This is a genomic window from Sorangium sp. So ce590 (genome assembly GCF_051521365.1).
Taxonomy (GTDB): Bacteria; Myxococcota_A; Polyangia; order Polyangiales; family Polyangiaceae; genus Sorangium.
This window is the reverse complement of record NZ_CP150346.1, coordinates 7,758,300-7,773,238: the sequence shown is the minus strand read 5'-3', so window position 1 is coordinate 7,773,238 and position 14,939 is coordinate 7,758,300. Positions and strand designations below refer to the sequence as shown.

Genomic DNA, 14,939 nt, shown 5'->3' with positions numbered 1-14,939 from the left:
CGCCCGGCCGGCGCGCCGGCCCGGAGCGCCGCTGCGCCGGGGGTCAGCGCCCGGCCTGCCTGGCCCCGCGCGCGTCCGGGCGCGGGTCGGGAGCGCGCAGCGCGAGCGTCATCTGGATGTCGTTCAGGATGGCGTCGTCGACCCGGAACGCGTCCTCGCGGGTGCCGATCGGGACGAAGCCCATCCGCGCGTAGAGCCGCATGGCGCGCTCGTTGTTGGAGAAGACCCCGAGATCGAGGTACGAGAGGCCCGCCTTGTCGCGCGCCCAGGCGATCGCCGTCTCGAGCAGGCGCCGGCCGTGGCCCTGCCCGGTGTAGGGGCCGAGGATGCCCATCGCGAGGACGGCGCGGTGGCTCTCGGACCAGACGCGGCCGCCGCGCAGCTCGATGTGCCCGATGACGCGCGCCGGCGGCTCGGTCGATCGGAGCAGCCAGGCCCGCCCCCAGAGCGGCTCGTCGAGCGCCTTGCTCCAGCGGTCGCGCGCGCTCTTCTCGACCTCGTCGGGGGCGAGCGACGTCACGACGGCGAAATGGGGCGCGCCGCGGCGGCCGGACTCGGCCACGTGCTCGACGAGGTAAGTCATGAAGGCCCGCGCGTCCGAGCGCTGCGCCGGGGTGATGGCGGGGAGGGCGAGGGAAACGTCCATGCCGTGGCGCGCGCTGCGCCGCGGGGAGCGTAATGCCGCCGCGGCGCCCGCGCGACCTCCAACGGCGGCGGGGGCGGGGTCGGGCGGCCCCGGCTGAGCCGGGTGGAGGGCCGGCGACGGCCGCGCGCGGGGCGAACCGCGAAGGCCGTGGTCCGCGCGCTCGGGTTGCTGGAGCTGGAAGGGGAGAGGAGGGCGGGGGCCCCGGCGCGGGGCCCCCGGTGCAGCCAGGAGCGGATCAGTCGAGGTACACGCCCAGCTGGTCAGGATCGGCGAGGCCGAACCTGGCCATCATCTGGAGCATGTAGTCGGGCACCGACTTGTAGCTCTTCAGCTCGTACGCGTAGTGGTTCTTGTAGACGGTGAGCTGCGTGCAGTTCGGGTTGATGTTCTGATCGCACGCCGGCACGTCCTTGAGCGCGCCGACCGGGGGCACGTCCTTGATGGCCGGGTCCGGGATGATGATGGCGGCGCCGTCGGGGTGGTATGTGACCATCGCGCGACCGTACCTGTTGAAGCCGGGGCCGTACCCGGCCACGTACGCCGGATCCGCGGGGATGCTGTCGGTGGGGTTGCCCGGCTGCGCCTCGTGCCTCGGGTCGAGCTGGTACCCCTTCGCGGTGAGGGCGTTGGCGTACTCGAGCACGCGCGCCGCGATGCCCTTCTGCACCCACTTGCCGCCGGTGCCCTCGCAGGCCGCCCTGTCCTTGCCGATCCCGAAGAGGCACTCCATGCCGTACGTGCGGGCGTAGTAGATCTGCCCGGACGTCGGATCCTGCCACTCGATGCGCTGCTCGATCCCCGGATCCGCGTCCCTGCCGAGCCGGTAGACGCGCAGCATGTCCATCCAGTTCGTCTTGCCGTTCGCGGGGATGTACGCGAGCGTCCAGGCGATCAGGAACTTCTGCACCTCCCAGCCGATCTGCGGATCGACCGCGATGGTGCGGGGGACGGTCTCCGGGTTGAAGTCGCCGCCGAGGTAGCTCGAGCAGAGGTTCTTCCCGTCCGTCGGGAAGCAGACCTTCGGCCCCTCGTTCGGCCACCAGCTGACCCAGCCCATCGGGCGCGCCGGGAACTCCTTCGCCAGCGGGTCGGGATCCGTGCTGTCTACGTCGACCACCGGGAAGCCGTTCGCGTCGGCCTCGAGGCGAGGCGCGAGGAGCGAGCGGTCGCCGGTGAGGGCGTTGGCGAGCAGGCGGCGGTACCCCTCGGGCAGCACGTCGGCCATGCCGACCGCGCGGAAGCGGGCGTCGTAGAAGTCGCGGCGGGAGCTGCTCACGAACCGGTCCTCCGACTCGGAGAGCAGGATCGCCGCGTTGATCTTGTCGTAGTAGCTGCCCGCGTTGATCGTGAAGTCGGTGTCGAAGTCGCCGTTGTCCTCCGAGTTCGCGTTCTCGAGCGGGTGACCGCCGAACCCGACGTCCTTCAGGTAGCCGGTCGAGCCGTTCGGGATCTGCACAAGCACGGGGCTGTTGGTCGTGCCGCCGAAGCCGCCGAAGTCGGTGCCGGCGCCGTAGTCGTCGCCGTCCTTGTTCGAGCGGAGGACCGGGTCGTTGAACAGCGGATCGCGCAGGTAGTGCGGCCCATCCTCCGGGCGCGAGAGCTGCCGGGCGAAGTGGTCGAAGGCCACGGTCGCGGCCACGACGTTCTCCTCCAGGCCGCCGTCGATGAGGAGCGGCCACAGCGTGTCGAACGACAGGCCCTGGTTCGTCGCGAGATCCTGGTAGATCGTCCCGAAGAACCCGATGCCGCCCGCGATGCCGAGGAGCTTCTCGCTGTAGCGGCTGTAGGACCGATCCGCCGCGCTGCGGACGCTGAACGTCGTGCGGTCGCGCCGGAAGTTGTCGAAGATGTGCCGGTTCTCCTGGGAGGTGAGCAGGAACATCAGCTGCTCGTACGGGTCGGCGCCGTTGTCGTGACGGAAGACCGAGACGTTGCCGGTGTCAGCCCAGTTGTCGCTCGCGAACGCGTACGGTACGCGGACCCGGTTCTGCTCGTCGACCGCCGGACCGCCGCGGAAGCTCCCGATCGAGGTCTCCTTGTTCGTCGGCTTGCGCAGGTGCCTCCAGCCGACGTAGTCGACCGGCTGCTGGCGGCAGCGCTTCGTGTCGTTGCCGACCGTGACGATGCCGCCGTCGATGACCTGGTGCCACTTGCCGTCGACCGCCTCGTTCCAGCTCGCGGGCGGCTCCGTCGGCACGTCGTAGCAGTCGCGGATCATGCCGTACTGCGAGTGCAGCTGGGAGTAGTGGAAGTCCGTGACGCTGGCGTCGCCCTTCGCGAACGTGCCGTACTTGATGCCGGCCAGCCCGCCGAAGGAGTCGGTCGCGGCGAGGAGCGCGCCGCCGACCTTGCCGCCGGCCGCGTAGTTGCGGTCGCCGTTGTCGTAGACGCTCACCGTGTCGCCGTAGAAGAAGCGCGCGGCGGCGAAGTCGTAGACGCCGAGGCCGACGAGGTCCTGCGAGACGTCGCCCGGGTAGTCCATGACCGTGGAGTGCTGGAACATCCAGATCATGTTCTTCTGCTCTTCGTCCGTGATCGCGTCGAAGTAGCGGGGGCCGACGCACTCCTCCGGGTTCTCGCCCGCCTCGCCGGTGCACGCCGCCTTGATCGTGCCGTTCTTCGTCCTGAGCTGCCAGTACTGGGGCCGGAAGAAGAGGGAGGCGTAGGTGCTCACGAAGTTGTGCCGGAGGCCGACGGAGTGCCCCATCTCGTGCGCGATGACCGCGTACTGGTAGCGGCGCTGGATGTACTTGAACATCCGCTCGTAGCGCCCCCGCTTGTCCGCGTCGGTCTCCTTGTCGCCCACGGGGAACTTCTCGCGGAGCGCCTCCGCGAGGCCCGTCATCGCCGAGGCCTCGGGGGCCTCGTGCAGGATGCAGGCGCCGCGCTTGGCGAGCGCGTTGTCGTGCATGCGGCGGAGCTGCGACTGCACCTTCGGGTTGTTCATCCCGAACGGCGACGCGGCGTCGGCGAGCGGGCCCTCGACGGGCATGCCGGCGGGGATCCCCGCGCGCTGGAGCATCGCCGGGTTCATGAGCTCCGCCTCGGCGAGGCTGCCGCGGGCCGCCTTCATGCGGGCGCTCACGACCGCCTGCTGCGGCGAGGCGATGTCGCCCCGCACCGCGATGTCGGCGACCTGGGCCTTCATCGGCTGGATGATCGCCTTGAGCGCGGGGGAGGCGCCCTGCGCGACGAGGGCCTTGTACGCCTCGGGGTCGAGCTTCGTGGCGCTCGCGAGCCGCGAGGTCACCTCGTCCTTCGTCATCGTGGGCCCCTTGCCGCCGCCCGAGACGCGGCTCGCCTGCGCCCAGTCGCGGATGTACTTGCCCTCGGTGATCTCGGCGGTCGGGAGCTCGCCGTTGATGTAGCGGACGAGATCGAGCAGCCCCTGCGCCGCGGAGTCGGTGACGTGGCTCCAGATGTTGATGCTGGCGGCCAGCTTCTCGCCCGTGATCGGGTCGTCGGCGTCGGCCATGATGCCCCACGGCGAGGGGGTCTGCGGCTTGTCGACGATGAGGACGCTGTTGTAGCGGAGGTCGCCGAGCCGCGGGGCGAGCCCCTCCTCGCCGCAGGCCGGGTGATCGCCCGCGATGACGGGGTTGTGGCAGAGGACGATCACCGGCGGCTGCGTCACGACGCTGCCGATCGCGAGCGTCGCCTGGTCGTTGCCGCGCCGCTCCGAGAGGTTCGTCACGGCCGCCCAGGCCGCCTGGTCGCACTGCGGCGCGTCCCAGCCGTTCGCCCGGCGGCACGCGTTCAGGTCGCGCGAGATCGTGATGGCCTCGTCGATGTCGTCCTGCTGGCCTCTCCACATCGGGAACCGCGCGTCGCAGTCGGCGCCGGCGGTCTTCCTGCACTCGACGAGGCGCGACGTCTGGATCGCGGTCTTCATCGCGAGATCCCACTCCTCGGCGGCCCAGTGGGTCGCCTCGAAGAGGTCCTCCGTCGTGTTGCCGCCGAGGTACCAGGGGATGACGACGGCCTCGCGCTGCGCGTAGGGCAGCGTGCACTTCTGCTTGTACACGTCGCACTGCGAGCCCGGGCCGGCCGCGGCGCACTCGTCCGCGGTGCCGTCCTTGTCCTCGTCGCGGTTCGGATCGGCGATCACGCCGCTCGAGCCCTGGGTCGTCTCCCGGGTCGCGCAGGCGATCGCGCCCTCCATCGTCTCCGGGCTCGTGTAGTAGTGGCTGCGCTTCCAGAGGTTGTAGCGGGCCGCGAAGCGCCGCCACTGGTTGTCCAGGATCCCGTAGTTGCGCTCGTAGCCGTAGCGGTAGTCGAAGTTGAAGATGCCGAACGCCTGGAACCGGACGCCGTCGAAGTCGACCGGCTCGTAGTCGGTGTCGACCACCTTCTTGAACGACTGCCGGATCGTGATCTCGACCGGGTTGCAGTTGCCGTACGGGTCGGTGCCCCCGGCGAATTCGCCCGGGAGCATGCAGGCCGGGAACTTGTCGATGCCCCAGCCGAGGCTGGAGAGGTCGAGCAGGGCGGGCGTGGCGAACGCCTTCGTCGTCACGTCGAAGTAGCCGTTCTTGGCGTCGAACTTCGGGGCGTCGGCGGCGTTGGGATCGTTGACGTAATAGGCGAGCGGCTCGTACTCGACGCCTCCGTAGATGCCGAGCATCGAGAGGGTGTCGAAGTCGTAGGCGTCGGTCGCGAGGTTGCGCGACCAGTCGACGCGCATGTACTCGCGATCGAACCAGAGCTTGTCGGTCGTGTTCTCGACGATGACGTTCGACTCCTCGCCCGTCGCCGGGTTGTAGTCGCGGCGGATGTCGAAGTGCGACTCGATCGCGTAGCTCGCGACGATCTGGCCGTCGTTCGTCGTCTTCTTGGTGAGCCCGTTATAGGTGTTGCCCTTGGTGTCGGTGCCCTCGATGCGCTCGTAAGCGAGCCGCGCATTGAGCTGGCGCTCGGTGACCTCCCACTTGATGCGAGAGACGGGCTGGGCGTACGTCGACGTGAAGAGGCCATCTTGGGCAGCGCCGTACCCGACGTCGATGACCGTGCCCCGCATGTAGAACTCGGGGTCGTCGGCGATGTCGGCCAAGCTCCCTCCGACGAAGAAGGACTTGGCGAGCGCATCGCTCTGGACCTTTCTGATGGACTGCCGCTCCTCTGCGCAGCCCGCCCCCACGACGGTCAGCGCAACGGTGCCAAGGAGCACCGCGCGCCTAAAAATTCGATTCATCAACGATCCTCCGGAAGCTGCCTGTCGAGATCGATGCACAAGCCGGCCCTTCGCGACGCACCCGGCGCGGCGCGAGGCGTTTCCCCCAAGCAAGAATGCTGCCAACGCTCGAAGGCGAACCCTTTCGATAAGTTAAGCAACTGTCGCACATTTGCACCTGGGGTGGCGTTAAAGAGTTAACTGCCGTCGGTCGAGCCTGCGACCGGCGCCGTGTCCGGGGTGACGGTGGTCGGGAACGGTGGTCGGGACGGCCGATGGCGCGCTGGGAGGCGGCCGTGTTCGCCGCCGGGGGGTCGACAAGTCGTCCCCTGTCACGTTCTTTGGTATGGTCGCCGCGTGCACTCCCCCTCGCATCGAGCGCGCGGGTCGCGCAGGCGCGCGGACGGCCCTGGTGGCGGTGCGCTTCTGCGCGGGCGCCCGCGAGCAGGTGGGCGGTACGGCGGCCCGGTGACGAGCGAACGTCGCAGGCGCGGGCGGGTGCCAGGCGCATGAGGCATGACGCTCTCCTCGGCCGCAAGGTGGCCGGGCGGTTCACGATCACCCGCTTCCTCGGCGAGGGCGGGATGGCCAGCGTCTTCATCGCCGAGCGCGACGCCGAGCCCCGCCGGGTGGCGATCAAGATCATGAACCCGGAGTTCACCGCGGACCGCGCGTTCGTCCGGCGCTTCCAGCGCGAGGCGAAGGCGGCGGCGCGGGTGAAGCACCCGAACTCCGTCAAGATCTTCGAGTACGGGATCGAGGGCGCGCTCAGCTACATCGTGATGGAGCTGCTCGTGGGCGACGACCTCTACGTCCTCCTCGAGCGCCACGGCGCGATCGGTCAGGTGAGGGCGGTCCGCATCCTCTCGGAGGTGTGCGAGGCGCTCGCGGTCGCCCACGAGATGGGCGTCGTGCACCGCGATCTCAAGCCCGAGAACATCATGGTGGTCCCGGACCTGACGCACCCTCACGGCGAGCGGGTGAAGGTGCTGGATTTCGGGATCGCGAAGATCCTCGACACCGCCTTCGCCGGCGACGAGCCCGGGATCCACGCCGATCCGCTGTCGGTCGTCACGCGCGCGAACACGTTCGTGGGCACGCCGGCTTACATGTCCCCGGAGCAGTGCGGGCTGCTGCCGATCGATCCGCGGGCCGATCTGTACACGTGCGGGGTGCTGCTGTTCCAGCTCGTCACGGGGCGGCTGCCGTTCGAGGGGGAGACGCCGCTCCACACGGCGACGCTCCACATCCATGCGCCGGTGCCGGTGCCGAGCAGCTGCGCGCCGGGGATCGACCCTCGGCTCGAGGCGCTGCTCGTCAAGGTGCTCGCCAAGCAGCCGGCGGACAGGCATCAGACGGCGCGCGAGCTCGGCTATGCGCTGCACACCTTGCTCGCCGATCTGCCCGATACGGCCGTGGGGCTGGGGCCGATCTCGCGCCGGCAGCCGAGCTCGGTGCTCTCGCGGGACGTGCCGCCGCGGCCGCAGTCGTCGCTCCCGCCGCTCACGTCGCTGCCGAGCTCGACGTCGGTGCCGCTCCTCGGCTCGGAGCCGCGCGCGGAGGCGTCGATCGAGTCGGCCCGGACGCTCGTCTCCGGGACGGTCGCGCCGGAGACGGGGCCCCCGCCGCCGGTGCAGCTCCGCACGCCCCCCCTCGACTTCCCGCCCACGCTCGATCCGCCGGGCGTGTACCCGTCGATGGGCGCCGAGCCGCAGCGCTGGGCCGCGGAGTCGGTGCCGGAGATCTCGCTGCAGCTCCCGTCCTGGTCCCACAGCGAGAGCGAGGCGCTGCTCTCGGGGAACGGCCTGGCCGGGCCGAGCTCGTCCGACGATGCGGGCGATGCGGGCGAGGACAGCACGCTGACGATGGTCCGCCGCGACGAGCTGCTCGGTCCGGCGAGGGTCCGGGTCCACACCGGGTCGTACGATGCGTATGACGAGGGCGACGAGCTCGACCTCACGCCGCCGGGGCGCGAGGTGAAGGCGACGCTCCGCTCCGCCGAGGATTTCGGGCTGGGCACGCCGGAGAAGCGGGCCGAGGTCGGCCTGGTGCGCGTCGATTCCGCGCCGACGCCGCCGACGCCGCCGAGCCCGCAGCTCGACCCGGACGCGGCGGCGTGGGAGGGGAGACCGAAGCGCGTCGCCAACACGCTCCGGCTTGTCTCGTACCCGCCGCCGGCCGACAGCCAGATGCCCACGGTTCAGCCCGGCGAGCTGCAGGCGGCGAGCCCGTCAGGGCTCGGTGCGGCGAGCGCAGAGGTCGCCGGGAGCGCCGAGGTGGGCCGACAGACCGCGGCCGGCGGCGCCGCGCCGGGGTCCGCGGCAGAGTCGCTGCCGCTCGGGCTCGCCTCGACGCTCACAGCGGAGCGCACGGTCCTGGAGCGCAGCGCGACGATGCCGGATCATTTCCTCGTGCCGCAGGCGCCGCCCGCGCCGTCGCCGGTGCGGGAGCCGAGCTGGCTCGCCGGCAAGCGCGGGCTCATCATCGGCTTCGTCGCGGGGATGGTCCTCACGGCGGCGGCGATGGTGCTCCTGATGCGCCTCTTCTCCTGACGCGCTCTGGCTGACGCGCGCCGCGCCTCTCCGCGCGATCGGCGCGCGCCGCGCGGGGAGGCGCGCTTCAGGGGATGTCGTACGTGAGCAGCCGGCACTCGATCGGGCCGTTGAACACGACGAGCGACCGCTCCGGCCGGCGGCGCATCGCGTGCTCGATGTCCTCGGTGCCGGCGAGGAGGGCGACGCGGTGGCCCGCGAGCCGCGAGAGCGCGGCCGCCATGTCGCGGTAGAGGGCGAGCGTCCCCGGGAGGCGCTCGCCGTAGGGCGGGTTGGTCAGCACGTGGCCCGGCGGCTCGGCCTTCGAGAGCGCGGAGATGGGCTGGCAGCGCACGTCGATCTGCACGCCGGCCATCCGGGCGTTGCCGCGGGTGATCTCGGCGGCGCGGGGATCGATGTCGGCGGCGAGGATGGGCGGGCCCTCGGGCCGGATCCGCGCGCGGGCGGCGTCGCGGAGGGCGGTCGTGCGCTGCGCGGCGGCCTGATCGTGGCAGGCCCACCGCTCGAAGCCGAAGCGCTGCGCGCGCAGGCCGGGGGCGATGTCCCGCGCCCAGAGCGCCGCCTCGAGGGCGATGGTGCCGGCGCCGCACATCGGGTCGACGAGCGGGCGGGCGCGGTCCCAGCCGGAGAGGCGGAGCAGCGCGGCGGCGAGGGTCTCCTTGAGCGGCGCCTCGCCGATGTGCGTGCGGTAGCCGCGGCGGTGGAGCGCGGCGCCGCCGAGGTCCGCGTAGAGCGTCGCGTGGTCGTGGACGAGGTGGACGAAGAGGGCGAGGTCCGGGTCCTCGAGGTCGACCGACGGGCGCGCGCCGACGCGGCGCCGGATCTGGTCGACGATGGCGTCCTTTGTCCGCTGGGCGATGAACTGGGTGTGGGTCAACGCGCTCGAGCGGCAGGAGGAGCGGACCGCGAGCGTGTGGACAGGGCTCAGGTAAGGCGCCCAGTCGACGCGGGAGACGCCCTCGTAGAGCGCGTCCCCGCTGGGCGCGTCGAAGGAGGCGAGCTCCGCGAGCACGCGCACGGCGGTGCGGAGCTCGATGCAGGCGCGGAAGCCCTCGTCCGCCGCGCCGGCGAAGTGGACCCCGCCGCGATCGGCGCGGACGCCGCGGAACCGGAGCTCGCGGAGCTCGTCGCGGAGGGCGGGCTCGGTGCCTTTGGCGGCGGTCGCGAAGAAGTCCATGGCGACCGGGCTTGTAGCCGAACCGCCGCGCGGCGGCCCTCACGAACGGCCCTGCGGCTGCCGGGCGAGCCGGGCGGGCCGCGGCGGTGGCACTGGATTCGCACGGAGCTCGGCGAGCTCGTTGATGTGTGGGTCGGGCGCAGGGCACGCCGGCGCTCGGCATGAGGGGGTGAGCGGACTCGGCCTTTCCGGGCCGCTCGGGGGCGTGACGCCTGCGCGCGGGCTGCGGCGAGCGGGCGAGGGAGCGAGGGAGCGAGGGAGCGAGGGAGCGAGGGAGCGGGGGCGCCGCACGGCGGAGAGCGCCGGCACGGCGCCAGGAGAGGAGGGGTGAAGCCATGCAGCGTCGGACGGCGACCGTGCGCGGCATCAGCATCGCGCTCGGGGTCTGGTTGGTCATCTCCGCGTTCCTCTGGCGGCACAGCCAGGGGCAGTTCACCAACACCTGGGTGGTGGGCGCGCTGTGCGTGCTCTTCGCCGTGCTCGCGATCTGGGCGCCCCGGGCGCGCTACCTCAACACGATCCTGGCGATCTGGCTCTTCGTCAGCGCCTGGTCGATACCCGCGCTGTCGGCGGGGACGGTGTGGAACAACGCGCTCGTCGCCATCGGCATCTTCATCGTGTCGCTCGTCCCGACCGAGGTCGCGGTGCGGGGGGCGCGGACCGTGCCGCGCCTGTAGAGCTGCCGGGCCGCGGCGGGCGGGAGCGCGGGGCGCGGCGTCCGGTCCGGCGTCGCCGGCAGGCCGCGTCCCCTCGGCCGGCTCGTGGCGTGTTCGCCTCGCGGCGTCGATCGTGTATAGCGGCGTCGCGAGCGCCGCGCCCGAGCCGGCGAGAGGATGCCCCCATGAAGCTCAGCGTCAACGTGAACAAGATCGCGCTCCTGCGGAACTCGCGGGGACACGACGCCCCGAGCGTCCTCTCCTTCGCCCGGAAGATCGTGTCCTACGGGGCGCACGGCATCACGATCCATCCGAGGGCCGATCGGCGGCACATCACACCGGACGACGCGCGGGCCGTGACTCGCCACATCACCACCGTGGAGACGAACTTCGAGGGCGATCTCCGCGAGGAGTTCCTCGACCTCACGCTCGAGCTCAGGCCGACGCAGTGCACGCTGGTCCCGGTGACGCCCGGGGAGCTCACCTCGCACCGCGGCTGGGACGTCGTGAAGTGGCGTTTCCTCCTCCAGCCGGTGGTGAAGCGGCTCAAGGAGGAGGGGATCCGGACAAGCCTCTTCGTCGAGGCGGACCCCGCGGTCGTGCCGGTGGTCGCCGAGATGGGGGCCGATCGCATCGAGATCTACACCGGGCCTTACGCGCAGGCGTTCGATCGCGGCGAGCACCGCGCGGAGCTCGACAAGATCGTCGCGACCGTGCGCGCCGCCGCGGCGGCCGGGGTCGGGATCAACGCGGGGCACGACCTCACCGTGGAGAACCTCGCGCCGCTCGTGAGCGAGGCGCCGCAGATCCAGGAGGTGTCGATCGGCCACCACCTCGTGGCGCTCGCGCTCGAGGTCGGCATGAAGCAGTCGGTGCTCGACTACCTCGCGGCGGTCGAGGGGCGCCGCGCGCCGGCGCGGTAGCGGGGCGGACGCCGCGGAGGGGATCTCACCGGCTTCGGTGAATCTCTGCGGTCGAGCGCCGCTCCGCGACGCCGAAGGTGGAGATCGCCGAGCCCGCGCTGCCCGGAGCGCGCGGCCAACCTCGCCTCCCTCAGAGAGGATGCGGGTGGCTCGGGAGCGAGTGGGACCGGCGCGGACGGCGGAGCGGCTGGCTCCTTGGTGAGCGATGGGGGAGGCGATGCGGGCGCGTCCGGCACGGCCACGTGTTGGTGGCTTATTCGGAGGATGAGAGGTCGGGATATGAAGGGGCCATCCTGGTGCACCGACTTTTTCCCGACGGAACCAAAGTGGGTCCTGAAAGGGTCCTCGACGCCTTCACTCGCGCTATGGCCGCGAATCCGGTCGCAACCGTCGGCCGACGGTGAGCGTGTTGCGCCGGGTAACGCCCACGTAACCTGGGATCCCCGCATCATTCTTCTCGACAAAGACGGGCAAACGGTGAGTGATGCGCTCTTCCTCATCGAGTCCGGAGGCGCGGCAGTGGCCGACTGCTCTTCCTTGGCCGGGACGAAGCACGGTGTGCTCGCGCATGAATCCCGGTCGATCCCCCTTTGCAAGGTTGATGAACGGAGAGCTCGTCGCGCTCGCTGGCGAGGTCTCCGGCTCGGTGATCTCGACACGAGGCGGTGGCTTTTTTCTGGCCGATGGCCGTGTCTTCTTGATGTCCGAAAGCGACGATATCACGTCGTTTGTGGAAGTCGTGTGCGGGGCTGCGGGTCACGCCCTCCGGCCTTGAGAGGCTCTCCCCGGCGTCACCAACTTCGCTTCGGTCCAGCGATACTTCGGCGCGACGAACGTGTAGTGGACTCGCGCGTCGCGGTCCTTGAGGCGGTCTCCGTCGTTCACGTTCGGTGGGCCGCGACCCTCGGGGACGATGCGCTCGCCCGGTGCCACATCGAACGGAAATGGGCCGTCGGGCGCCGCCCGCGGACCCCCACGGCGCCCCGCCTCCGGAGCTCCGGACACCGCTACGTGGGCGTGTTCCAGCTGAATTCAAGTATGCTGTCGTTGTAGTCGCCGTCGTCTCCATTCTCAGCGACGATCACCATGAGGTTGTAGTTGCCTATCACATAAGGACCGCCAGATTTCAGCTGGCGGGACTTGAGCCATTCTGCGTTGATGTCCGTTTGATACTCGAACTTCGCTCGCAGCTTCGCCCTTGCATTGGAGACGACGGTCGACTGGCCAGTCATCGCGTTGCGCTCACCAGAGCCTGCGAAGACGCACAGCACCTCATCGTTGCGAGTCACGGTGATCTTTTGTGTGTACCTCGAGTTGGTCGTCACTTTGATGGTTACGGTCACACCATCCGGAAGCTCATCGATTTCACAGGTGTTGCCGGTCAATTGAGGCATGTGCTCATGTTCCTTCCTATGGATCGCGCCCCGCGGCCGGGAGAAGGACCGTCGAGAAGGGGGACGGTTTCGCGGCGTCAGAGGATGGCTATCAAACCTGCCGCAAGCGTGCAACGACAAACATCTTCCCGTGCTGGAAGCGGTCATGGGCAGACCGATCTGACTTAGCCAAGCACGGCGCGCCGGTCCTGCGACGGGGCAAGCTGGTGTCTCACGGGCCAGGACGGCTCGCCGGGCGCCGTCCCCGCCGGGCTTGACATGGGCAAAAGTCCTACCGTTCGTAATCCGCCGCGACGTACGCTCCGGCTCATGGAGCAGCTCCGTGCGGACGTGTGGTCCGACCTCGCACGCGCCCGAGGCGCGCGCCGACGAGGAGGGGGCCCGCTCGCTCGGCGCCGCCGGCGCGCCGTTCTTCGTGCTCGGCGGCCGCTCCGCCGTGTCCGGCGCGGGCGCGACGCCCGGCAGGCCGTGGCGTCGCGCCTCGAGCGGCGCTCGCGCCGGGGCGTCGTTCCCAAGGACGCGCTCCGCGGCGGCCATCCTCGGGCGCTCCTGCTCCTCGCCCGGCGTGCCGGGCCAGGGCCGCGGCTGCCGGGACATGGATCGAGGACGAACAGGCCTGCCGTCGTGGCTCATCGAGGCCGCCATCGCTCCTGGCGAAGGCGGCTTGTCGCTCGCGGCTGAAGACGAGGGCTTGCTGGCTCGCCCTGTCCGCGCCGCCATCGAGGCCGCATGGGGGCGCGCCGCGACGGCGGAGCCCCGAGGCTGTTGAGTGAGGGCGGCACTTTGCGAGCATGGCACATGTTAGCTCGCCAATGATGTTGACGCCGAGCACCTTTCCGATAGGATGCGAGCTCGCTAAAGAGGACAGTGATGAACTTGAGAATGCTAAAGTTTCCGGTCGCATCGTCATGGTTTGCGCTCACGGTGATCGCCTGCGCGCCGAGCAACCAAGGCAACCAGGTTGGCTCTCCCAACCAGGCGAGCGCCACGAATCAAGCCAGCAGCGCCGCTCCGGCCGGCACCTCGAGCCAGGGCGGCGCGGCTCAGGCGCCCCCGGCGGCGGAGCCCGCGCCCCTGGGTCCTCCGCTTCAGCCCGCTGCAAAAGGGGCGTACGTCACGGGTGAGTATCGCAATTTGTTCGCCGAGCTGGGGCACAAACCCGCAGAGATCGACGCCAAGATCGCGAAGGCCTACGCGCAGCTGTTCCATGGCGATCCCAAGGAACAAGCCGTCATGTTCGCGGCGGGGAAGAACGCGAACGGCCCCAAGGCGTACATCATGGACATCGGCAACAATGACATCCGCTCCGAAGGGATGTCGTACGGCATGATGATCGCCGTGCAGGTCGATCAAAAGGCTGACTTCGATGCTCTGTGGAACTGGGCCAAGTCTCACATGTATCACGCGGATCCGCGTCACCCCGGATTCGGCTATTTCTCCTGGCAGATGCGCCCGGATGGCACGGCCATCGATGAGAATCCTGCCGCCGACGCGGAAGAGTATTTTGCGACGGCATTGCTGTTTGCGTCCCACCGTTGGGGAAACGGCAAAGGGATTTACGACTACCGGAAGGAGGCCTTGAGCCTCCTCGACGCGATGAAGAACCGCAAGTCCATCACCGGACCGGTCAACGCCGACAAGCGCAAGACCACGTTGCTCTCGCTCTTCAATGCCGAGCACAAGATGGTGCGATTCACGCCGGACTCGGATAACTTCTCGAAGAACGGCGATCATACCGATCCATCGTATCACCTGCCTGCGTTCTACGAGCTCTGGGCGGCCTGGGGCCCCGAGGCGGATCGTGCGTTCTGGGCCGAAGCGGCCAAGGTGAGCCGCGATTACTTCGTCAAGACGACCCATCCGAAGACCGGGCTCGCTCCGGATTACGCCAACTTCGATGGCACCCCCAAGGCCGCTTCCTGGGACGCAGGGACCGCCAACTTCCGCTACGACGCGTTCCGCACCGCGATGAACTGGTCGGTGGATGCGGCATGGTGGGCGAAGGATCCGCGGGAGACCGAGCTGAGCGATAGACTTCTCGCGTTCTTCGAGTCACAGGGCCCGAAGTACCGGGCCAACTTCACCCTCGAGGGTAAGCCCATCGTCGAGCACGATTCGCTCGGACTCGTGTCGATGAACGGCGTTGCGGCGCTGGCTGCTACCCATCCGCGGGCCTGGCGCTTCGTCGAGGACGTGTATCAACGTGAGGCGCCCACGGGCAAGTGGCGGTATTATGACGGCATGCTCTATACGATGTCCCTGCTGCACCTGAGCGGGAAGTTCCGCGTCATCATGCCGCCAGCGCAGGCCTCGGCGTCTCCTGCTTCCGGTAAGCGCTAGTCCGGCGGGTGTGGGGGCGGTAGGGCGTGGGCGCTCGGATTCCTCCGGGGATTGCGGGCGCCCAATATCGCAGCCGTAGCC

Annotated in this window: 9 protein-coding genes; 5 read left to right on the top strand and 4 right to left on the bottom strand. The window is 69.9% G+C overall.

Annotated elements, in window-relative coordinates; translation table 11 throughout:
- Positions 1 to 43: 43 nt before the first annotated feature.
- Positions 44 to 646, bottom strand: a complete 603-nt coding sequence (locus WMF28_RS29140; protein WP_437596601.1) for an N-acetyltransferase family protein — start codon at positions 644 to 646, stop codon at positions 44 to 46.
- A 235-nt stretch (positions 647 to 881) separates the two neighbouring features.
- On the bottom strand, positions 882 to 5,837 hold the full coding sequence (locus tag WMF28_RS29135) for a hypothetical protein (protein ID WP_437596600.1): 4,956 nt from the start codon (positions 5,835 to 5,837) through the stop codon (positions 882 to 884).
- 488 nt (positions 5,838 to 6,325) lie between these two features.
- On the opposite strand from WMF28_RS29135, the gene WMF28_RS29130 reads away from it, so the two are divergent.
- Positions 6,326 to 8,368 (top strand): protein kinase domain-containing protein, encoded by a 2,043-nt coding sequence (locus WMF28_RS29130; protein WP_437596599.1) that lies wholly within the window; start codon positions 6,326 to 6,328, stop codon positions 8,366 to 8,368.
- Positions 8,369 to 8,435: 67 nt separating this feature from the next.
- Here WMF28_RS29130 and WMF28_RS29125 read toward each other — a convergent pair whose 3' ends face one another.
- Positions 8,436 to 9,545 (bottom strand): THUMP domain-containing class I SAM-dependent RNA methyltransferase, encoded by a 1,110-nt coding sequence (locus tag WMF28_RS29125; protein WP_437596598.1) that lies wholly within the window; start codon positions 9,543 to 9,545, stop codon positions 8,436 to 8,438.
- A gap of 335 nt (positions 9,546 to 9,880) precedes the next feature.
- On the opposite strand from WMF28_RS29125, the gene WMF28_RS29120 reads away from it, so the two are divergent.
- Together WMF28_RS29120 and WMF28_RS29115 are read left to right on the top strand one after the other, a co-directional pair.
- The gene (locus tag WMF28_RS29120; RefSeq protein ID WP_437596597.1) at positions 9,881 to 10,222 is read left to right on the top strand and encodes an SPW repeat domain-containing protein; all 342 of its coding nucleotides are present in this window, start codon (positions 9,881 to 9,883) and stop codon (positions 10,220 to 10,222) included.
- Positions 10,223 to 10,386: 164 nt separating this feature from the next.
- Complete coding sequence (locus tag WMF28_RS29115) at positions 10,387 to 11,124, top strand: pyridoxine 5'-phosphate synthase (RefSeq protein WP_437596596.1); 738 nt, start codon at positions 10,387 to 10,389, stop codon at positions 11,122 to 11,124.
- 1,007 nt (positions 11,125 to 12,131) lie between these two features.
- Here the strand turns inward: WMF28_RS29115 and WMF28_RS29110 are convergent.
- Entirely contained in the window at positions 12,132 to 12,518 is a 387-nt protein-coding gene (locus WMF28_RS29110) for a fucose-binding lectin II (protein WP_437596595.1), read from the bottom strand.
- Positions 12,519 to 12,840: 322 nt separating this feature from the next.
- Here WMF28_RS29110 and WMF28_RS29105 point away from each other — a divergent pair, with 322 nt between their 5' ends.
- A complete protein-coding gene (locus WMF28_RS29105; protein ID WP_437596594.1) occupies positions 12,841 to 13,287 on the top strand; it encodes a hypothetical protein in 447 nt (148 codons plus the stop codon).
- Positions 13,288 to 13,388: 101 nt separating this feature from the next.
- On the top strand, positions 13,389 to 14,858 hold the full coding sequence (locus WMF28_RS29100; protein WP_437596593.1) for a glycosyl hydrolase family 8: 1,470 nt from the start codon (positions 13,389 to 13,391) through the stop codon (positions 14,856 to 14,858).
- Positions 14,859 to 14,939 lie beyond the last annotated feature (81 nt).